This is a genomic window from Bradyrhizobium sp. 41S5 (assembly GCF_011516665.3).
In the GTDB taxonomy this organism is placed as follows: domain Bacteria; phylum Pseudomonadota; class Alphaproteobacteria; order Rhizobiales; family Xanthobacteraceae; genus Bradyrhizobium; species Bradyrhizobium quebecense.
In genome coordinates this window covers 263,825-283,898 of sequence record NZ_CP083721.1, presented here as the reverse complement: position 1 = coordinate 283,898, position 20,074 = coordinate 263,825, and the positions used below count along the sequence as shown (strand labels likewise).

23 protein-coding genes, 1 tRNA gene and 1 pseudogene are annotated in these 20,074 nt (G+C 63.0%); 10 read left to right on the top strand and 15 right to left on the bottom strand.

Going from position 1 to position 20,074, the window contains the following annotated elements:
- Window positions 1-318: 318 nt before the first annotated feature.
- From HAP47_RS01465 to HAP47_RS01440, 6 genes are all read left to right on the top strand, one after another.
- On the top strand, window positions 319-459 hold the full coding sequence (locus tag HAP47_RS01465) for a hypothetical protein (RefSeq protein WP_173639749.1): 141 nt from the start codon (window positions 319-321) through the stop codon (window positions 457-459).
- The gene (locus HAP47_RS01460; RefSeq protein ID WP_173639750.1) at window positions 456-1,409 is read left to right on the top strand and encodes a hypothetical protein; all 954 of its coding nucleotides are present in this window, start codon (window positions 456-458) and stop codon (window positions 1,407-1,409) included. The genes HAP47_RS01465 and HAP47_RS01460 overlap by 4 nt, the downstream gene beginning before the upstream one ends.
- A 2-nt stretch (window positions 1,410-1,411) precedes the next feature.
- A complete protein-coding gene (locus HAP47_RS01455; RefSeq protein ID WP_173639751.1) occupies window positions 1,412-1,717 on the top strand; it encodes a hypothetical protein in 306 nt (101 codons plus the stop codon).
- Between the two features lie 264 nt (window positions 1,718-1,981).
- Window positions 1,982-2,353, top strand: a complete 372-nt coding sequence (locus HAP47_RS01450; RefSeq protein ID WP_231168710.1) for a P27 family phage terminase small subunit — start codon at window positions 1,982-1,984, stop codon at window positions 2,351-2,353.
- Window positions 2,350-2,646, top strand: coding sequence for a hypothetical protein (locus HAP47_RS01445; protein ID WP_173639752.1), 297 nt, complete (start codon window positions 2,350-2,352; stop codon window positions 2,644-2,646). The genes HAP47_RS01450 and HAP47_RS01445 overlap by 4 nt, the downstream gene beginning before the upstream one ends.
- Window positions 2,647-3,309: 663 nt before the next feature.
- A complete protein-coding gene (locus HAP47_RS01440; protein ID WP_231168709.1) occupies window positions 3,310-3,570 on the top strand; it encodes a hypothetical protein in 261 nt (86 codons plus the stop codon).
- Here HAP47_RS01440 and HAP47_RS01435 read toward each other — a convergent pair.
- The 14 genes from HAP47_RS01435 to aroA form a co-directional block, all read right to left on the bottom strand.
- Window positions 3,539-3,700: a hypothetical protein gene (locus HAP47_RS01435; protein WP_173639753.1), complete on the bottom strand. Its 162-nt coding sequence runs from the start codon at window positions 3,698-3,700 to the stop codon at window positions 3,539-3,541. The two genes, HAP47_RS01440 and HAP47_RS01435, sit on opposite strands and share 32 nt — an antisense overlap.
- 321 nt (window positions 3,701-4,021) lie before the next feature.
- Window positions 4,022-4,759, bottom strand: coding sequence for an OB-fold nucleic acid binding domain-containing protein (locus HAP47_RS01430; protein ID WP_173639754.1), 738 nt, complete (start codon window positions 4,757-4,759; stop codon window positions 4,022-4,024).
- A 237-nt stretch (window positions 4,760-4,996) separates the two neighbouring features.
- Complete coding sequence (locus HAP47_RS01425; RefSeq protein ID WP_173639755.1) at window positions 4,997-5,737, bottom strand: metallophosphoesterase family protein; 741 nt, start codon at window positions 5,735-5,737, stop codon at window positions 4,997-4,999.
- Window positions 5,738-5,813: 76 nt separating this feature from the next.
- A complete protein-coding gene (locus HAP47_RS01420) occupies window positions 5,814-7,058 on the bottom strand; it encodes a bifunctional folylpolyglutamate synthase/dihydrofolate synthase (protein ID WP_371821846.1) in 1,245 nt (414 codons plus the stop codon).
- Between the two features lie 95 nt (window positions 7,059-7,153).
- A complete protein-coding gene (accD, locus tag HAP47_RS01415) occupies window positions 7,154-8,095 on the bottom strand; it encodes an acetyl-CoA carboxylase, carboxyltransferase subunit beta (protein ID WP_173639757.1) in 942 nt (313 codons plus the stop codon).
- Between the two features lie 104 nt (window positions 8,096-8,199).
- Window positions 8,200-9,036 carry a tryptophan synthase subunit alpha gene (trpA, locus tag HAP47_RS01410; RefSeq protein WP_173639758.1) on the bottom strand — a complete coding sequence of 279 codons (837 nt, stop codon included), beginning with the start codon at window positions 9,034-9,036 and terminating at the stop codon, window positions 8,200-8,202.
- Window positions 9,033-10,250 (bottom strand): tryptophan synthase subunit beta, encoded by a 1,218-nt coding sequence (gene trpB, locus HAP47_RS01405; RefSeq protein ID WP_173639759.1) that lies wholly within the window; start codon window positions 10,248-10,250, stop codon window positions 9,033-9,035. Before trpB ends, trpA begins: the two co-directional genes overlap by 4 nt.
- The gene (locus tag HAP47_RS01400) at window positions 10,247-10,906 is read right to left on the bottom strand and encodes a phosphoribosylanthranilate isomerase (protein ID WP_173639760.1); all 660 of its coding nucleotides are present in this window, start codon (window positions 10,904-10,906) and stop codon (window positions 10,247-10,249) included. The genes trpB and HAP47_RS01400 overlap by 4 nt, the downstream gene beginning before the upstream one ends.
- A 75-nt stretch (window positions 10,907-10,981) precedes the next feature.
- Entirely contained in the window at window positions 10,982-11,368 is a 387-nt protein-coding gene (locus HAP47_RS01395; RefSeq protein WP_173639761.1) for a lipopolysaccharide assembly protein LapA domain-containing protein, read from the bottom strand.
- Window positions 11,369-11,451: 83 nt separating this feature from the next.
- Complete coding sequence (locus HAP47_RS01390) at window positions 11,452-11,781, bottom strand: integration host factor subunit beta (RefSeq protein WP_050426527.1); 330 nt, start codon at window positions 11,779-11,781, stop codon at window positions 11,452-11,454.
- Between the two features lie 173 nt (window positions 11,782-11,954).
- A complete protein-coding gene (gene sppA / locus HAP47_RS01385) occupies window positions 11,955-12,932 on the bottom strand; it encodes a signal peptide peptidase SppA (RefSeq protein ID WP_173639762.1) in 978 nt (325 codons plus the stop codon).
- Window positions 12,933-13,269: 337 nt separating this feature from the next.
- Window positions 13,270-14,979 carry a 30S ribosomal protein S1 gene (rpsA, locus tag HAP47_RS01380; protein WP_173639763.1) on the bottom strand — a complete coding sequence of 570 codons (1,710 nt, stop codon included), beginning with the start codon at window positions 14,977-14,979 and terminating at the stop codon, window positions 13,270-13,272.
- A 377-nt stretch (window positions 14,980-15,356) separates the two neighbouring features.
- Window positions 15,357-15,986, bottom strand: coding sequence for a (d)CMP kinase (cmk, locus tag HAP47_RS01375; RefSeq protein WP_173639764.1), 630 nt, complete (start codon window positions 15,984-15,986; stop codon window positions 15,357-15,359).
- Window positions 15,983-17,320, bottom strand: coding sequence for a 3-phosphoshikimate 1-carboxyvinyltransferase (gene aroA, locus HAP47_RS01370; RefSeq protein WP_173639765.1), 1,338 nt, complete (start codon window positions 17,318-17,320; stop codon window positions 15,983-15,985). The genes cmk and aroA overlap by 4 nt, the downstream gene beginning before the upstream one ends.
- Before the next feature lie 146 nt (window positions 17,321-17,466).
- On the opposite strand from aroA, the gene HAP47_RS01365 reads away from it, so the two are divergent.
- The 3 genes and pseudogenes from HAP47_RS01365 to HAP47_RS01355 form a co-directional block, all read left to right on the top strand.
- The gene (locus tag HAP47_RS01365; RefSeq protein WP_173640712.1) at window positions 17,467-17,874 is read left to right on the top strand and encodes a TIGR02300 family protein; all 408 of its coding nucleotides are present in this window, start codon (window positions 17,467-17,469) and stop codon (window positions 17,872-17,874) included.
- A 95-nt stretch (window positions 17,875-17,969) separates the two neighbouring features.
- Window positions 17,970-18,045: transfer RNA gene (locus tag HAP47_RS01360), tRNA-Ala, on the top strand.
- 158 nt (window positions 18,046-18,203) lie between these two features.
- Window positions 18,204-18,438: pseudogene (locus tag HAP47_RS01355) on the top strand (GIY-YIG nuclease family protein); the annotation flags it as partial.
- Between the two features lie 371 nt (window positions 18,439-18,809).
- Here HAP47_RS01355 and HAP47_RS01350 read toward each other — a convergent pair.
- Entirely contained in the window at window positions 18,810-19,271 is a 462-nt protein-coding gene (locus HAP47_RS01350) for a MarR family winged helix-turn-helix transcriptional regulator (RefSeq protein ID WP_173640713.1), read from the bottom strand.
- A 171-nt stretch (window positions 19,272-19,442) separates the two neighbouring features.
- Here HAP47_RS01350 and HAP47_RS01345 point away from each other — a divergent pair, with 171 nt between their 5' ends.
- Window positions 19,443-19,868 (top strand): organic hydroperoxide resistance protein, encoded by a 426-nt coding sequence (locus tag HAP47_RS01345; protein WP_173639766.1) that lies wholly within the window; start codon window positions 19,443-19,445, stop codon window positions 19,866-19,868.
- Window positions 19,869-20,074: the final 206 nt, after the last annotated feature.

Below are 20,074 nucleotides of genomic sequence, written 5' to 3'. Positions count from 1 at the left end.
AGGGCGCGAGAATCGGGCGAACGTCGAGCCCGATTCGGATTTATCCGTTGGCCCTATCGGACGCGGAAGCGACACTTCTGACTGCGGACAAAGAGTTCAGGCCGGCTGGATGCTCAGAAAGGGAGTGGCGCGAAGCGGTCGCCGATCTGGCAGCACGGATTCTCAGAGAGCGTTTGGGTGCCTGATATTTTCTGCGACGCGTTGCAAGTCGAGCCGTAAAGATCGGCTAAGCTCTCGGCCATGAAACAGAAACAGCACTCAGCGAAGTGCATCCTTCTGGCGCGGTCTCTGGTCAACGACAGGAACGGAGTCGATGCCGTGCTCGACCTGATCGATCTCGTCGGTCTGATGACCCGCACGTTCCAACCGACGCAGCGCTATCGCGTCGCCGATCATTTGCGAAATATCGCGGATCAAGCCGAGCGCGGAATCGGCGCGAGCGCGGAGGTGTCGGCATGACGGACTCAGTCTACAAAAAGGTGGCATCGCAGGTCGAATCTTTGAGCGGAGACGATCTCGACTTCTTGCTGAGCAGCCCATGGGATGAGGACAGCTACGGCGATATCGTCGGCGATCCTGACGATCCTGAGTACGGTTGGCATCTGGAATCGTTTCGAACGAACCCGGCGGCGTTATTCGCGCACAATAACAGCATGCCGCCGATTGGTACCTGGAAAAATGTCAGCGTGCGAAACCGCGCGCTGCGCGGAACGCTCGTTTTTGCACCGCGCGGCGCATCGAAGTTCGCCGACGAAATTAGCGATCTCACGAAGGCCGGTATCATCAAAGGCGTATCCGTTGGCTTTATTCCAAAACAAAGCCGGCCCCGATTGACTGGGCGCGGTACGCACTATCTTGAGCAGGTGCTCAAGGAGGCGTCGCTGTGTGGAATTCCAGCGCTGCCGAGCGCGTTGGTTCAAGCTAAGCAAATGGGCATCAGCACGGAGACGATCAAAAAAGTGTTCCGGCCGATGCCTGAAAGCGTTGGCGAAAGAATACGTCGTGCGCGTCGCACGGTGGCCAAGGCCAAATTGCTGTTGGCGAAGACAACGGGTGATAGATCGCGCCAGTCCTTGATCCGGGCGATCGAAATAATAGAAGCGGAAGGTCGTGAGGCCATGGCGGCATCGTGCCGGTTGCCGCATAGCAGTCAATCTGCCACAAAGCGAGCGGCGGCATCAAAAGCGCGAGCGATAGCGATGCTCGAAAGAGTCGCCGTGCGGATCGCGATGGAGGAAGCTCAGACGGCGTCAGGTCAGGCGCGGGCGTACAGTGATGAAATCATCGCAAATTTCACGAACATGGCGCTGCGGCATCCCGACCCACCCTGCCAGATAGTCAACTCGACCATCAATAGTTGGCGTGGGCAGATTCTGCCTGGACCAACTTGGCGAGGGAAGAAGATATGACGATGAACAGCAACATCGTTGCAATCGCAGTTGACGGCATTTGGGTGGTGCCCGCTAGCCAAGCGGCCAACAAAACTAATTCTGACAACGGATTTAATGGAGGTAATGTCGTCGAGTTCGTTGCGGGCAATGATGTGGATCGCATCGTCGACCATCTCGCTCAAGTGGTCCGTCTGGCTCGCAATTTATCCGAAGACGACGCGAGGAGGGTGCGCGCATTTGTTCACGCGGCATCGTCGGCGTTGTCGGCGACAACCTATTTGCCTGAATCCGATCAAGCGCTGTTCGAACATTCGTTGCGGAAATAGGGCGGCATGCACTGGTATCCGCGTTGCTGTCGGGGCGAAGCAAGCTTCGCTTTTTTAGTTCAGATGATTGTAGTGCCGGGCGGGGGGAGTCGCTTTTGGGGACGTCCCAAGCGACCCGATCGGTCATGGTCCGAGCATTAGTTTCGCGGTTTTGGTTGGCCCCGCGCGCGAGGATCGCAACTTGGCGTCATAGACACCAAGTAATGTGAAAAGGAAAGCGAGCACGCATTGGGACGCCGAGGCCCTAAATCCGTAGTCGAGCAATTGCTGACGCTGCCGATCCGCCGCGCCAAAGCGTACAATCATGCCTCGTCACCGGCACCCGATCCCACTGAACCGCCCGGCCACCTCAGTGAAGCGTCGCAGGCGTGGTGGGCTGCCGTGCTCAGCGAGTACGACCTCCAGCAGCATCAGCTCCAAACCTTGCAGGCCGCCGCCGAGGCATGGGACCGCAAGGAAGAAGCCCGCAAAGCGCTCGCTGAGCACGGCCTGACGTTCGAAGACGACAAGGGCATGATCAGATCGCGGCCGGAGGTCGCCATCGAGCGCGATTCCCGCACCGCGCACGTGCGCTGTGTCCGCGAGTTGAATCTGCACGTCGAGCCGCCGTCCGGCACAGGGATGTTGCATCGATGACCAATGCCCGCGTCACTGCACACGCCATAGAGCTGTACCGTGAGCTGGTCGCGATGCACGGCAAGCCTGGGGCCGACGTGTGGGAGGAAGATGGTGGCCAGCGTCGGCACTATCTCGACATTGGCCAAGAGCTGCACGTGTTGCTGAGCCGCAAGGCGTGGGATGAAGCTGTCGCCGACACGTTCGGCTGCACCACGCCTCCGCACTGGATGAAGAAAGACGAGCGCCGGATTGCGAGCTGGTGGAGTGCCTACGAGGTTCGCGTCGCGCTCGACAACGCGATTGCGGAGTGAATCCGTTTTAGGTTGAGTTTCTAAATCGAGTAAAGCCGGTTGAGTGGACAGGATTTTCAATCGGCGTTGCTTTCGCACCCGCGAGGCCGCCTCCTTCCGGAGAACTACTTAAGCAAACTACCGAATTTTCAAAGACGCGGCTCTCTGCGCTACTTGACGAAGCGGTAGCAACGAAACGGAGGGCTGGGTTATGATCGTGATCTCGCTTTACTTGGTGAGCATTGGCCTCTTCGGCGCTCACGTTTGGGACCTCTTCAAAAATGCGAGGCCGGTCGCGGCTCAGATTACTGGCGGCCGCTCCCGGTGACGATCATGCAGGAAATTATCCCGCCCCCCGTTCACCACGCTGGGGACGAGGCTTGGGCTTCAAACCTTAAGCAGCAAGTGTGGGCGTGGAAAGCAGCACGCTTGGAGCGAAGAAGCACCACCGATTCCGGAGTCGTCATCGTTCGCCGGCCGAGGAGGATCATCTCCATGGCGGTATCCAGAGGTCGGGCAGCGGCGGACGACAAGTTTGCGCTACCCGGGCGCGCGAAATAGTAAGGAGAAATGGCCGCTAACCCGAGCGGCTCATAAACATAGCGGATATTGCGCGAAGCGCTTTATGCCCTTTCACCGGGCACCTCGAAAAGCGACCGAGCGCATCGTGGACGGAGAAAATTGATGAAGATCAATACCGCTACTGCGGATGTATTTGATCATTTTGCGATGGGATGGCAAACGATATCAACGGCACCATTTGATCGGGACCTTGAACTTGCCGTCCTTGATGACGAAGGCACGCATGCGCTTGCCTTTCCATGCCGACGCGTTCTGCGCGGTTGGATCAAGTCCCTGACGAACGAGCCTGTCTACGTGTACCCAACCCACTGGCGCGATTGGCGCGATCAGGTCAGCCCTCTTTTGTCTCATTCTTCTTCTTGAGAAGAGTTGCCAGCCTCTGTTCTTCCTCGGCTAACTCGCGCTCAATGACATGGCGTTTGTCCGCGTCCGTTTCCGACTCAAGCAGCTTCTTAAAGTGCTCGATATTTGCCCTTGCGATCCAGTCAGCCATTTGCCTTGCTTCGCTCGTGCAACTCCGGACTAATCGTAGTCCGATCATGACCGATGCAAGTTCCCTCCGGGAGTAGACTTTCGTCGGGGTGAGGCACCGCTAGACAGCCGTGCGAAGAGTAGACGTCGACGATGTCTCCGTGAATGTCCGCCAGGGGGGCAGATGCCGACCCTCAATGAAATGCTAAATCCTATATTTGGCGGGGCGTGGTTGAACGTCTTCGCGGCGTTGGCGGGCTGAGGGAATGATCAATAGCTCGAAGCGCCTTGAACAAGGCACTTTCTTTCGAGGATGTCCTTCCTGTCCTGATAGGACCGGGGATTAGCTGGACGGTCCATCTCCAGCCTGTCGGACAGCAGGTCTGAACGACCGAATAGTTACGCTTGCCGCCTCGATGCTGATCGGCATTCCGTTCTTTCGATAGTGAATCACCCCGGATACCTCAACGCGCTTCCGAAATTTGTCGAAGACTTCGGTAAGAAGATTCTCAGGGAAAAAGCAGCGAACCTTTTGCTTCAGCATGGCATCGCGGATTTGAAATTGCAGAGAGCCGCTGGTGCCCTCGGTTATCGTTTCTAGGCGGCCTTCGATTGTCCCGTAGTCGTTGTAGTCCGCTCTAGAATCTTCCCGGATGATACTCGCGATTCGCTGGTCCAATTCGACCGGCTTTTTGTGGACCCAAAGACGGACCGGTATCACGTGGCCCCGAGTGCCTTCGGATATTTCCGCCAAAGTCCGCAAGTGCTTCACTGCTGCTTCGGGTAGGCCAGCGTCCTCGATGTCACCTTCGGCGATGCGCCTAACGCCGCTCTCGGCACGCGCGTAAACAGCGTTCACCACTTCGATAGGCGTGGCCGGCAGTGGGTCAACGCCTAGCAATGTGCTGCCCTCGCGCACGCGCACGACCCACCGCGCGGGCTCGCCCTCTGGAGCAAAGCTCGCACTCAATTCCTGTATGTATCCGAAGAACGCACGGGCGGCCGTCATGAAGCGCTCGGGAGATAGATCGGCACCTATCTCTAGCGTGAGTTCACTCGGTATCTGGTCGGCAGTAGCCATTACCCATCAGCCAATCCGCTGCTCGCTCAGCAAGCGCAAGTACGCGCATTGTCTATCGTTGGCGTCAATCATGCGTTACACGCGACGGCCTTGGCCGGAAGCCCAGTCGGGCGGCGACCGGAAACCTCGCAAAAGGGACATTAACCGGACACCAATTTCTGTTTCCAACGCTATTTCAATGGGTTACATTAAGCCTCATTTTCCCTTTCAGGGGGAAGGAGAAGGCGGGGCTACGGATCAGCGGATCCATCCGGTCCCCAGCGCCGAAGCGAGTTCGGCCTGACCGTGCTCCCGCGCCAGCGCTGCCATCGCCGCGTGATCGTAGGGGATGTGACGGAAGGTGACGTCCCAGCCGTCACCGACCCGTTCAAGAATCGCGTAGCGCGCATCAGGCGAACCGGCCTCTACGACATGCGGATGCGGCTTGCCGGCGCGATAGCCAGGCGAGCCGACGCTGCCGGGATTGACGATCAGCCGCCCATCGCGAAGCCGCACGGCGCGCGCGGTATGTGTGTGCGCGCACAGAATCAGCGATTGCGTCAGGCCGGCCGCCCGCGTCTCGATCGATTCCAGCGGAGACATGCAGACATCGCCGCCCGGCAACACCGTCTCGAGCCAGTAGGTCTCATCGTCCTGCGGCGTGGCGTGACAGAGGAAAACCTCGTCGCGATAGACGGAGTTCGTCGGCAGCGTGCGCAGCCAGTCGAGATGCCGCGGCTCGAGCTGGGTGTAGGTCAGCCGCTCCCAGGAACCCATTTTCTCGTGCGGGCGGTCGATCAGATAGCGGTCGTGATTGCCGAGCAGATGGACCGCATCGAGCTGCATCAGCATGTCGATGGTCGGCCGGGCGTCGAGCGGCCCGCTCACCATGTCGCCGAGGTCGACGATGTCGGAAATTCCCTGCGCCCGGATATCCGACAGCACTGCTTCAAGTGCGAGATGGTTGCCGTGGATGTCGGCGATCGCAGCAAAACGCATGGTGTTGTCCTGTCCTCAAGCGCGACGTCCCGTAGCCCGGATGGAGCGAAGCGCAATCCGGGCTACGACACCGACATCATGCAGGAGGCGTGCCGTTGGCCGCAAGCACCGGGCCGGCGAGGTACAGCGAGCCGGTGATCAGGATGCGCGGCGGCACTTCGTAGGCGAGCGTGGCAAGCCGTTGCAACGCGGCGTCGACGCCCGATGCGATCTCGACTCGCATGCCGAGCGCACGCGCGGCGTCGGCGAGTTTGTCCGGCGCCATGCCGTTGTCGCGGCCGGGGACCGGGACCGCGATGATGTGGCGCGTCAGCCCGGCGAAATTGGCGAGGAAGGCATTGGCATCCTTGTTGGCCATCATGCCTGTGATCACGACCAGCGGCCGCGACACGCGCTCCTCGAGATCGCCGAGCGCCGCCGCCGCGACGCGGCCGCCCTCGGCATTGTGCCCGCCATCGAGCCAGACCTCGGAGCCCTGCGGCCCCTGGCAGACCAGGCTGCCTGAGACCAGCCGCTGCATCCGCGCCGGCCATTCCGCGTTGACGATGCCGGCTTCATAGGCCGCGATGTTGAGCTTGAACGTGTCGATCGCGCGCAAAGTCGCAATCGCAAGCCCAGCATTGTCGAACTGGTGCCGGCCGAACAGCTTTGGCGCGGCGAGATCCATCAGTCCGCGCTCGTCCTGATAGACCAGCCGGCCGCGCTCGACGCCGACATGCCATTGCTGGCCGGCCGCATGCAGCGGCGCGCGCATTCGGTTCGCCTCCGCCTCGATCACGGCCATCGCGTCCGCCGCCTGCTCGGCAGAGATCACCGGCACCTTGCGCTTGATGATCGCGGCCTTCTCGCCGGCGATCAAAGTCAGCTTATCGCCGAGGAATTCCATGTGATCCATGCTGACCGGCGCGATCACCGAGGCCAGCGGCGTCTCGACCACGTTCGTGGAATCCAGCCGGCCGCCGAGGCCGACCTCGAGCAGCGCGACATCGGCCGGATGCTTTGCGAACAGGCAGAACGCCGCCGCGGTCTCCATCTCGAAGATGGTGATGGGATGGCCGGCGTTGACGCGCTCGCAATGCTCGAGCGTCGCGCGCAGCTCGTCGTCAGCGACGAGCTTGCCGCCGCCCGTGGCACCCAGCCGGTAGCATTCGTTGAGCCGCACCAGATAGGGCGAGGTGAAGACATGCACGCGCAGGCCGGCGGCTTCGAGAATCGCGCGCAGATAGGCGATCGTCGAGCCCTTGCCGTTGGTGCCGGCGACATGGATCACCGGCGGCAGCTTGCGCTCGGGATGATCGAGCCGCTCCATCAGGCCGCGCATGCGATCGAGGCTGAGATCGATGCGCTTCGGATGCAGCGCCGATATTCGCGCGATCAACGCCTCGAACGAGGGTTGCGATGGGGCGGCGCTCGCGGTCACGCGTGCGGCGCGGCCGGCACCGTCTCCGGTGCCGTGACGATCTGGGCCGGCTCGGTGACGGCGACCGTGGGCTTGGATGCGGTTTCAAGCGCCGGCGCCCTGGTGAGCAAGCGGCACAACCGCGCCAGCGTGGCCTTGATCTCGTGGCGGTGCACGACCATGTCGACCATGCCGTGCTCGCGCAGATATTCGGCGCGCTGAAAACCTTCCGGCAGCTTTTCGCGGATGGTCTGCTCGATCACGCGCGCGCCGGCAAAGCCGATCAGCGCACCGGGTTCGGCAATCTGGACGTCGCCGAGCATCGCATAGGAGGCTGTCACGCCGCCGGTGGTCGGATTGGTCAGCACGACGATATAGGGCTGCTTCGCCTCGCGCAGCATCTGCACGCCGACCGTGGTACGCGGCATCTGCATCAGCGACAGGATGCCTTCCTGCATTCGCGCGCCACCGGATGCGGCGAACACAATGAAGGGCGACTTCTTCTCGACCGCGAGCTCGAGCCCGCGCACGATTGCTTCACCGGCGGCCATGCCGAGCGAGCCGCCCATGAAATCGAAATCCTGCACCGCGACGACGACGCCGGTGCCTTCGAGCTTGCCGTAGCCGACCTTGACCGCGTCGTTCAGGCCGGTCTTGGTCCGCGCATCCCTGATCTTGTCGACATATTTACGCTCGTCGCGGAATTTCAGCGGATCAGCCGTTACCTCAGGCAGCGCGACGTCGAACCAGGTCTCGTTGTCGAAGATCGACTTCAGCCGCGCCACCGCGCCCATGCGCATGTGGTAGTTCGAGCCGGGGATCACGAACTGGTTGGCCTCGACGTCCTTGTAGAACACGAGCTGCCCGGAATCCGGGCACTTGATCCAGAGGTTTTCCGGCGTCTCGCGCCGCAGGATGTTGCGGATCTTCGGCCGGACGACGTTGGTGAGCCAGTTCATGGTTCGCTCCGAAATGCGGGTCGGTCCCGCACCAGCTGGATATATGGCGGGCCGGGCGAACCCGGCAAGCCGCCGTTGGCGGCCTTGTTGCCGCAAAATGTGGCTTATTCAGCGGCCTGCTTGGCGCCCCGGACCCCCTGCGCCAGCGCGGACACCAGGTCCGCCACCGCGCTCACGGTCTTCGGCGTCGCGCGGCCCTCGGCATCAAGATTGGCGCGCACCACGTCGACGATCGCAGTGCCGACCACGGCGCCGTTGGCGTTCTCGGCGATCGCGCGCGCCGTTTCCGGGGTGCGGATGCCGAAGCCGACGCAGACCGGCAGCTTGGTGTGCCGCTTGATCCGGGCGACGGCTTCCGCAACCGCGTTCGAATCGGCCGTCGCAGCGCCGGTGATGCCGGTGATCGAGACGTAATAGACAAAGCCCGAGGTGTTCGCGAGCACCGCCGGCAGGCGCTTGTCGTCGGTGGTCGGCGTCGCGAGGCGAATGAAGTTCAGCCCGGCCTTCAACGCGGGGATGCAGAGCTCGGTATCTTCCTCGGGCGGCAGGTCGACGATGATCAACCCATCGACGCCGGCGGTCTTGGCATCGGCCAGGAAGCTCTCGACGCCGTAGATGTAAATCGGATTGTAGTAGCCCATCAGCACGATCGGCGTCGTGTTGTCGTCCTTGCGGAAGTCGCGGACCATCGCGAGCGTCTTGCGCAGCGTCATGCCGCCCTTGAGCGCGCGCAGACCGGCGGCCTGGATCGACGGGCCATCGGCCATCGGATCGGTGAAGGGCATGCCGATCTCGATGACGTCGGCGCCGGCCTTCGGCAGCGCCTTGAGGATGTCGAGCGAGGTTTTTGCGTCGGGGTCGCCGGCCATCACGAAGGTGACGAAAGCGGAGCGGCCCTGCTGCTTCAGCTCGGCGAAACGTGCGTCGATACGGGTGGTCACTTCTGCCTCGCCTTCAAGATGTCGCCGACCTGCGGCACGTCCTTGTCGCCGCGGCCCGAGAGGTTGACCACCATCAGATGATCCTTCGGCCGCTGCGGCGCGAGTTCGGACAGTTTTGCGATCGCGTGCGCGGATTCCAGCGCGGGGATGATGCCCTCTAACCGCGACAGCAGCTGGAATGCGGCCAACGCTTCCTCGTCGGTCGCCGAGAGATATTTCACGCGGCCGGTGTCATGCAGCCAGGCGTGCTCGGGGCCGATGCCGGGATAGTCGAGGCCGGCCGAGATCGAATGCGCTTCCTCGATCTGGCCGTCGGCGTCCATCAACAGATAGGTACGGTTGCCGTGCAGCACGCCGGGGCGGCCGCCGGCGAGCGAAGCGGCATGCAGCTGCGTAAGTCCGTGACCGGCCGCCTCGACGCCGAAGATCCCGACCGAGGGATCGTCGAGGAACGGATGGAACAGGCCCATCGCATTGGAGCCGCCGCCGATGCAGGCGATCAGCGAGTCCGGCAGCCGGCCCTCGGCCTCCTGCATCTGCGTGCGCGTCTCGTGGCCGATGATCGACTGGAAATCGCGCACCATCATCGGATAGGGATGCGGCCCCGCCACCGTGCCGATGCAATAGAAGGTGTTATGCACGTTGGTGACCCAGTCGCGCAGCGCGTCGTTCATCGCGTCCTTCAGCGTGCGCGCGCCCGACTGCACCGGGACGACCTTGGCGCCCAGCATCTCCATGCGGATCACGTTGGGCTGCTGCCGCTCGACGTCGACCGCGCCCATATAGACCACGCATTCGAGCCCGAAGCGCGCACAGAGCGTCGCCGTCGCCACGCCGTGCTGGCCGGCGCCGGTCTCGGCGATGATGCGCTTCTTGCCCATCCGGCGCGCGACCATGATCTGGCCGAGCACATTGTTGACCTTGTGCGAGCCGGTGTGATTGAGCTCCTCGCGCTTCAGATAGATCTTCGCGCCGCCGAGATGCTCGGTCAGCCGTTCGGCGAAATAGAGCGGCGAGGGCCGGCCGACATAGTCCTTCAGATAGCCATTCATCTCGGCCTGGAACGCCGGATCGGCCTTGGCGTCGGCATAGGCCTTTTCGAGATCGAGGATCAGCGGCATCAGCGTTTCCGCGACGAAGCGTCCGCCGAAAATGCCGAAATGCCCGCGCTCGTCGGGACCGCTGCGGAAGGAATTGGGCAGGTTTGGATTCATCGAACCATCAGTTCTTGGGTTGCGCGTGCGGCGCGGATGAAGGCGCGGATCAGCTCGGGATCCTTGACGCCCGGCGTGCGCTCCACGCCCGACGATACGTCGACCCCGCCGGCGCGGGTGACGCGGACAGCTTCAACGACGTTCTCGGCGTTGAGCCCGCCGGAGACCATGTAGGGCAGCGCGAGATCGAGATTTTCCAGCAGGCGCCAATCGAACGGCGCGCCGAGACCGCCCGGCCGGGTGGCATCCTTCGGCGGGCGAGCATCGAACAGGATGCGGTCGGCGACGCCGGCATAGCCCGGCAGCGGGGCGAGGTCGGCCGCGGTCTCCACCGGCAGCGCCTTCATCAGCGGCAGGCCGAACTTCTGCTTGATGTCGCGCAGCCGCGCGGTCGTTTCCTTGCCATGCAATTGCAGGATATCCGGCCGCAGCGTCTCGACGATGTTTTCGAGGGTCGCGTCGTCGGCATCGACCGTCAGCGCGACCTTGACGGCGCGGCCCTTGGCGCGGCTGCCGAGCTCGCGCGCGGTCTCGAGGCTGATATGGCGCGGCGACGGGGAGAAGAACACGAACCCCACCATGTCCGCGCCGCCCTCAAGCGCGGCGTCGAGCGTCTCGCGCGTGGACAGGCCGCAGATTTTGACGAGCAGGGGCATGGTCTCCAAACGGGTCTCAAAAACGGGTTTTCGGGCGGCCGGAACAGGGGCTGCCCCGGGTCCGATGGGCGGGTTCTACAACGTCGCGCCCTGCTTGTCTCGCCCATTGGGCCCGTAAAAGCCCAGCTGGGCCGGGGCCGAACGACGCTGCGCGTCGTCCCGGGAGGCGGTGGCCCTGAGGTCGGCGAGTTCGGCGCGGACGTGGCGGGCGTCGGCCTCGTGCAGCCGGGCGGCGCGGCGCCAGCGCCCTTGCTTGAACCAGGTTCCAATGCCACCGGCGATCACGCCAAGGATTGCGGACGCGATGATGACGACGAACAGCGGCAGTGTGACTGCAACCGTCGGCGTCACAGAGTTGAAGGGATCGAACGACACCGTCACCCAGTGACGGTTGGCGACTGCAAAGATGATGAAGATCAGCCCGAGCGGAACGACGACCACGGCCGTGAAGAACTTTCGCATGACCATCTCTCGCAGCGATGGAGAAAGTGCGGGCCCATCGCCCGCAGCAACGGCAACGCCGGACGTCGCGCTAGGCGTCAGCCTTAAGCATCAGCCTTGGGCGCGTCGATCTTGGAGGCTCCCGCCTCAGCCTCGTCGCGATTGAGGCGCTCGCGCATTTCCTTGCCGGTCTTGAAGAACGGCACGCTCTTCTGGTCGACCGGCACATGCTCGCCGGTACGCGGATTGCGGCCGGCACGGGCCGGGCGATGCTTCACCGAGAAAGCGCCAAAACCGCGCAGCTCGACGCGGTCGCCACGCGCCAGCGCCGCGACGATTTCATCGAGAATCGCATTCACAATGTTCTCGACGTCCCGCTGATAGAGGTGCGGGTTGTGCTCGGCGATACGCTGAACAAGTTCGGATTTGATCATCGAAAATGGGATCCGGGCTCTTGCGGAAACCCATTTCCGTGAAAATGCCGTGCACTGTCAAGACGCTAAATCAATTTAGAACGCCGTGAAATCGCGTGACAAATAGCCCAATTGGGCATGCAGCGATTCCCGCAGAGCGGGAATACCCTGATCAGTACGCCTTTCGCGCTCGACTAGTCGGCTCCTCCGGGAGTCCACAGCGCCAGCATGCCGTCGAGCCCGAACCGGTCGACCACCTGGGCCACGCCGCCCTGCTCGATCCGCCGCGCGATGCCGCCAAGGCCGAACGCATCGAACGTCATCGACGCTGCGGTGCGCAGGAAGGTCAGGTCGCTGAATCGCGGATTGAGCTTGTAATTGCGCACCGGCAGGTCGCTTTTGACCTTCTTCTCCGCAACCAGCCAGGCGATCGCGGTCTTCTCATCCCCGAGCTGATCGATCAGCTTGAGATCGACTGCCTGCCGGCCAGTGAAGACGCGGCCATCCGCGACTTTCTCCAGCAGGGCGTCGTCCATGCCGCGCCGCTCCTTCACCAATCCACGGAACCATGCATAGGAATCCTTGACCAGGCCGTCGATCGCAGCGCGAGCCTCCGGGCTGGTCGGCTCGAAGCCGTTCGGCGCCGCCTTCAGCGGCGAGGATTTGATTTCCTCCATCTTCACGCCGACGGTCTTGAGCAATTCGGAAACGTTGGGGAACTGGAACAGCACGCCGATCGAACCGACCAGCGAAGTCTGCTGGGCGACGATGTGGTCGGAGGCGATCGCGGTGATGTAGCCGCCCGAGGCCGCCAATCCCTCGACCAGGACGACAAGCGGCTTCTTCGCCTTCAACTGCACGAGCGAGTCGTAAAGCTGCTCGGAGCCCGCGGTGGTGCCGCCGGGCGAATTGATGTGCACGACAACGGCCGCGTAGCTCGACTTGCCGAGCCGCTCCAGCGCCTCGACGCGCTCCTGGTCGCTGCGGATCAGTCCGTCGATATTGATCCGCGCGATCGCGTTCGACGTCGAGAAGGCACCGCGTCCGCCGGCGGCGATCACCCCCACGCCGACGATAGCCGCGATTGCAATGACCGCAGCGGCGACGCGCCAGAACGTCAGCTTGCGCCTGATACGGCGGCGGTCGACGATCACGTCTGAATCCAGCGACATCCGATCTCTCCAGAAGTAGTCAGCGCGCAATCCGCGCGTTTTGCCGTCGCAGCGTCACTATCAGCTTAGCCAAATACATCAATTGCGACGCAATATGAAGAAAACAAGGCTCCAGCCTCCCCTTGAAAGGGGGAGGTCGTTTTGCTCGCAAGAGCAAAGCGGGTGGGGATCTGCTCTGTCAGCTTGCAGCGTCGCCCGCGGCTGACCCCCATCCCGACCTCCCCCCTTTCAGGGGGAAGGAGAAGACAGTTTCGCTCTGCTCCATCCGGCTACAGGATAACAAAAAGGCCCCGGCTTGCGCCGGGGCCCCAATGTTCGCCTGAACTCCAGCGAATGCTTACTTGTCGGTGCCGCGGTTCTTCAGCGCGGTGCCGAGGATGTCGCCAAGCGTCGCCCCCGAATCGGAGGAGCCGTACTGCGCGATGGCTTCCTTCTCTTCGGCAACTTCCAGCGCCTTGATCGAGACCTGCACCTTGCGAGCCTTCTTGTCGAACTGGATGACGCGGGCATCGACCTTCTCGCCGACGGCAAAGCGTTCGGCGCGCTGGTCGTTGCGATCGCGGGCCAGCTCGGACCGCTTGATGAAGGTGGTGAACTCGGTGCCCGAAATCCGGACCTCGATGCCACTCTCCTTCACTTCGAGCACTTCGCAGGTCACGACCGCGCCCTTCTTGACGTCGCCCGGCTCGGCGAAGGGGTCGCCTTCGAGCTGCTTGACGCCGAGCGAGATGCGCTCCTTCTCGACATCGACATCGAGCACCACGGCCTTGACCATGTCGCCCTTCTTGAAGTTGTCGATGACCTGCTCGCCCGGAAGCTTCCAGTCGAGGTCGGAGAGGTGGACCATGCCGTCGACGTCGCCCTCGAGACCGAGGAACAGACCGAACTCGGTCTTGTTCTTGACCTCGCCCTCGACCACCGAACCGACCGGGAACTTCTCGACGAAGACTTCCCAGGGATTGCGCATGGTCTGCTTGAGACCGAGCGAGATGCGGCGCTTGACCGAATCCACTTCGAGCACCTGCACTTCGACTTCCTGCGAGGTCGAAACGATCTTGCCGGGGTGCATGTTCTTCTTGGTCCACGACATCTCGGAGACGTGGATCAGGCCTTCGATGCCCGGCTCGAGCTCGACGAACGCGCCGTAGTCGGTGATGTTGGTGACGCGGCCGGTGAAGCGGGCACCCAGCGGGTACTTGGCTTCGATGCCCTGCCACGGATCATCCAAGAGCTGCTTCATGCCCAGCGAGATGCGGTGCGTCTCGTGGTTGATCTTGATGATCTTGACCTTCACCGTCTGGCCGATGGTCAGCACCTCGGTCGGGTGGTTGACGCGGCGCCAGGCGATATCGGTCACGTGGAGCAGGCCGTCGATGCCGCCGAGATCAACGAACGCACCGTAATCGGTGATGTTCTTGACCACGCCGTCGATCACCTGACCCTCTTCGAGGTTCTGCACCAGCTCCTGGCGCTGCTCGGCGCGGGTCTCTTCGAGAACCGTGCGGCGCGACACCACGATGTTGCCGCGGCGGCGGTCCATCTTGAGGATCTGGAACGGCTGCGAGTTGTTCATCAGCGGCGCGACGTCGCGGATCGGACGAATGTCGACCTGCGAGCGCGGCAGGAAGGCCACCGCACCGTCGAGGTCGACCGTGAAGCCGCCCTTGACCTGGTTGAAGATGACGCCGTTGACCTTTTCGTTGTTCTGGAACGCCTTCTCGAGCTTGCCCCAGCTTTCCTCGCGGCGCGCCTTGTCGCGCGACAGCACGGCTTCGCCCAGCGCATTCTCGATCCGGTCGAGGAACACCTCGACTTCATCGCCGACCTTCAGATCGCTTTCACGGCCGGGGCCGGCGAATTCGCGCAGCGCAACGCGGCCTTCGGTCTTCAGGCCGACGTCGATGACGGCCATGTCCTTCTCAATTGCAACCACCTTGCCCTTGATGACCGAGCTTTCCTGCAGATTGCCGCCGGCAAAGGATTCATCAAGCATCGCCGCGAAGTCGTCGCGGGTCGGGGAATAGGAAGACACAGTATTCGAAGCCATTTGTTCTCCAAATGCGGGATCTTGCCGGCCGTTCGGGTTGATGGGCGCACCGCGCGTGAAGTGTCAGGGTTCCGCAAACCCTGACGACCGCTCATTGCAGGAGGTGCAACAGCGGGCCGGCAGTAAAACTGCACGTTCGGTACGTTTGAATGATCCGGAGCCTGAAACGAAATATCGACTTCAAGACCTGGGAGCGGGCGTTCCTCCAGATGCGGCGAGGGCTCAAACCCGGCGCCGGCCCGCTCAGACACGGCCTCGACGTAGTCGATGGCGCTCCGAACGGCGCTGATATAGCCCTGCAAGCCGTTTTCGGCAAGCAGGAAATGCCCCATTTTGCTGGGTTTTCGGGCCGAAAGGGCCCTCCGACGCCAGCGATTCTAGCGCTTGGCGCGCGCCGCCTCGACGATGGCGATGGCGGCGCGGACGCCGGCCTCGATGTCGAGATTGGAATTGTCCAGCGTGTGAGCATCCGCCGCCGGCCGCAACGGCGCGACCGCCCGGTTCTTGTCCCGCTCGTCACGCTTGAGGATGTCGGCCAGCACGGCCTCCTCGTCGGCGTCCTCGCCGCGGGCGCGGGCCTCCAGGGTGCGCCGACGTGCCCGCACGCGGGGATCGGCGACCACGAATATCTTCACGTCGGCGTCCGGGCAGATCACGGTGCCGATATCGCGTCCATCCAGCACCGCACCGGGCGGATCGGCGGCGAACTGGCGCTGGAAGTTGACCAGCGCCTCGCGGACCTTGGGAAAGGCCGAGACGACAGATGCGCCCTCGCCGACCTTCTGGGTCTTCAGGATCGGATTGCCGAATTTCTCGGGATCGAGCTCGAGCGCGACGGCCACCGCCAGCGCCTCATCGTTGAGATCGGCGCCCTGCGCCATCATCGCATAGGCCACGGCGCGGTAGATCACGCCGGTGTCGAGATGGCGGTAGCCGTAGTGGTGGGCGAGCCGCTTGCCGAGCGTGCCCTTGCCGGAGGCGGCGGGTCCGTCGATGGCAATGATCATGCGAAGTCAGCTCCGAGCGCGCGCATCATCGGAATGAAATCCGGGAAACTGGTGGCGATGAAGGCGGTGTCGTCGATCTTCACCGGCCGATCCGAAGCACAGCCCATCACCAGCGCCGACATCGCGATGCGATGATCCATATGGGTGGCGACAAGGCCGCCGCCTGGAACGTGGCCGCGGCCCTCGACGATCAGATCATCGCCGGAAACCTCAACCTTGACGCCGTTGACGCGCAGCATGTCGGCAGTGGCTTCGAGACGATCGGACTCCTTGACGCGCAGCTCCTGCAGGCCGCGCATGATCGTGGTGCCCTCGGCAAACGCAGCCGCAACCGCCAGCACCAGATATTCGTCGATCATCGACGGCGCGCGCTCCGGCGGCACCTCGACGCCCTTCAGCTTCGAGGCGCGCACGCGCAATTGCGCCATCGGCTCGCCGGCATCGCCGCGCACATCGCTCTCCTCGATCGAGGCGCCCATTTCGCGCAATGTGGTGAACAGGCCGGTGCGCAGCGGATTGGTCATCACGTCGGAGAACACGACGTCGGACCCTTCGACGATCAGCGCCGCGACGATCGGGAACGACGCCGAGGACGGATCGGCGGGCACCACGACCTGCGCGCCATGCAGCTCGGGCTCGCCGTTCAGCGAGATCCTGCGGCCGTGGCTGCCTTCCTTCTCCGTGGAGATCTCGGCGCCGAAATGCTTCAGCATCAGCTCGGTGTGGTCGCGGCTCGCCTCCTGCTCGATGACCGTGGTGATGCCGGGCGCGGACAGGCCCCCCAGCAGCACCGCCGACTTGATCTGGGCCGAGGCGACCGGGGTCTTGTAGACGATCGGTACCGGATATCGGGCGCCGTGCAGGGTGAGCGGCAGCCGGCCGCCCTCCCGGATGTCGCTGGTCCGGGCGCCCATCAGCTCCAGAGGGTCGAGAATCCGGCGCATCGGCCGCGAACGCAGCGAGGCGTCGCCGTCGAAAATGGCCGCGATCGGGCAGCCGGCCACCGCGCCCATCACCAGCCGGCAACCGGTGCCGGAATTGCCGAAATCGAGCGGGGCCGCGGGCTGGGCGAAGCCGCCGACGCCGACGCCCGCGACCGACCATGTAAAGGGCGCCGTCCGCTCCACCTTGGCGCCCAGCGCGCGCATGGATTTGGCGGTATTGAGGACGTCCTCGCCCTCCAGAAGGCCGGAAATGCGGGTTTCGCCGACCGAAAGCGCCCCGAGGATCAGGGCACGGTGGGAAATCGATTTGTCACCGGGAACGCGGACCTTGCCAGCCAGGGGGCCGCAAACGCGCGATTCCAGCGGGGTCGGGGTGTCGGAATGAGCCAAGATTGTGTCCTCTCGCGCCGCGGCAGGTATCACATAGGCAACACCGCGTCACGCGCCCGTCACTTGCGCGCAAACCGCTATTGACAGCGGCTCCTCAACTAGCCAAGTGAAGCACCGTTTTTCAGCAAAATTCTGGGATGACCACGTTGGCTAAGTCCGAGCTCGGAACCAAGCGCATTTGCCCGACCACGGGCAAGAAGTTCTACGACCTAAACAAGAATCCGGTGATTTCGCCCTACACCGGTGAGGTCGTGCCGATCGCGCCTGTCACCCCGCCGCGGGGTCGTGGCGCCACCGTCAGTTCGCCCGCGACCGCCGCCGAGATGCCCGAGGCGGCCGAGACCGAAGAGTTGGTCTCGCTCGAGGAGGCCGATGCCGAGGAGAACACCGGCAAGGTCAAGGCCGTGGTTCCCGAATCCGAGGACGATATCGAGGTCGATGAGACCATCGACGACGATGACGACGACGATTCGACCTTCATCGCCGACGAGGAAGAGGGCGATGAGGACGTGACCGATATTATTGGTGACGTTGGCGGTGACGAAGAGACTTGAGATCGGCGCCGATCTATGATCAACGGTGCTGCCGCGCGAGTCATCCAGGCCGCGCGGGCCGGGATCGATCCCCCAGGATCATCCCAACTGGATAAGGGGCCATAGCTCAGCTGGGAGAGCGCTTGCATGGCATGCAAGAGGTCGGCGGTTCGATCCCGCCTGGCTCCACCAGCCTTCGCTCGCTTCGCGAGCTACGGCTCGGCAAGCCCGGAAGGTCCATCGTAGCGATGCGAGCGAAGGCTGCCGCGGCGTAGCCCGAAGGGCGAAGCCGGGCTCTCACCGAAATTCAAATGCGTTAGCATCGACCCCATCAAGCGCGTGGGGGTCAGATGAAATACGTCTATATTCTCGAAAGCTTCGATTGCCTGCACTTCTATGTCGGCCTCACAGATGATCTGCGAGCTCGACTGGCTAAGCACAATGCCGGCGAGGTACCCCATACATCCAAATATGGACCTTGGCGGCTGATGACGTACGTCGCGTTCAGCGACGAGAAGCAGGCCATCGCCTTTGAAAAAATATCTGAAGTCCGCATCCGGCCGCGCTTTCGCCAAGAAGCGCCTCCGACCACCCACCCTTCCCAGCCATCGCGCAGCACGACGATCTCATCCCTCGTGCGAACAGTTCGCCGATCCACGGGATCCGCCCCGCATCTTTGATCCAGAACAAAGCTCGACGGTGCATTGGTTGCTACCCTATTCAGTGCCAACGGATGCCAAGCCATGCGCAATTCCACCTGGACGGAATTCTTGCGGTGCCCCAGGTGCCAACGCACGGGCTATGCCCGGCTCTCGGAAACCACCCCCTTCAAGAACCGGATCGATAGGGTCCCGGAGGGCTTTGAGATTCTTCACGACGAGCGCGGCAGCGATTTCCAGTGCGCGGCTTGTCGAGTGCCGGTGCTGCCATAACAGGCGCACCTCGTTCCACGCCCCCTACTCCCCCAGCACCGCATTCAGCCGGTCGCGCAGCGCGACGATCTCATCCTTCATCGCCAGCAACTCGCCAACCGTGCAGTCCGAGGCCGCAAGGATCGACTGCGGAACGGCCTTGGCCTTTTCGCGCAGCGCGTGGCCCTGCGGCGTCAACGCGATCAGCACGACCCGCTCGTCTTCGGTGCTGCGGGTCCGCCTGATCAGTTCCGCCGCTTCGAGCCGTTTCAGCAGGGGTGTCAGCGTTCCGGAATCCAGGAACAACCGCTCGCCAAGGTCCTTTACCGGCACGTCGTCGCGCTCCCACAGCGCCAGCATCACGAGATACTGCGGATAGGTCAGCCCGAGCCGGTCGAGCAGCGGCTTGTAGACGCGGTTGAAGGCGTGCGCGGTCGAATAGACCGCAAAGCAGATCTGGTTATCGAGCCGCAGCGCCTGATCCACCGCCGTCTGTTTCCTGACCATGATTCCCATCGAATCCATCTCGTTCCCGGTCATTTTGGGCTCACAGGACCGCGGATTCAATTGCGAACAATTAAATGTGAGGCCGCATAATTTATATTGCGCACAATCTAATTGGATGCAATACATGCCGCGCCGAATTCAAACTGAAGTCCAAACCCAAGGGAGACCACGATGTCTGTGAACGTGCTCTACAAGACCAGCGCCAAGGCAACCGGCGGCCGCGACGGCCATGCGGCAACGCTCGACGGCGCGCTCGACGTCAAGCTCACAACCCCGAAGGAACTCGGTGGCGGCGGTGGCGCCGGCAACAATCCGGAGCAGCTGTTCGCAGCCGGCTATGCCGCCTGCTTCATCGGCGCGATGAAGTTCGTGGCCTCGCAGGGCGGCCCCAAGGTTCCTGCCGACGCCTCCGTCACCTCGACGGTCGGCATCGGCCCGCGCTCGGAAGGCGGCTTCGGCCTCGCGGTCGATCTCGCCGTCTCGCTGCCCGGCCTTTCCCGCACCGACGCCGAAGCGCTGGTCGAGAAGGCCCACCAGGTGTGCCCCTATTCCAACGCGACCCGCGGCAATGTCGACGTCAAGCTGAGCGTCGTCTAGCTCGCCGACTGCCAATAGTCCGCCACGTGCCGCGTGGCGGACTATTGCGCTTCAGCAGATCATTGCATTGCAGATGCCAGTTCGCTTGGCGAACGCACGCGCCGCCTGCTGCATGGGCCTGCGCCGATCAGAGCATTGCTGCCTCGCCTGAAGACCGTTAGCTCTGGGACCCTCGTTTTCTGATCCCAACTGAGCGAAGGTTGTTT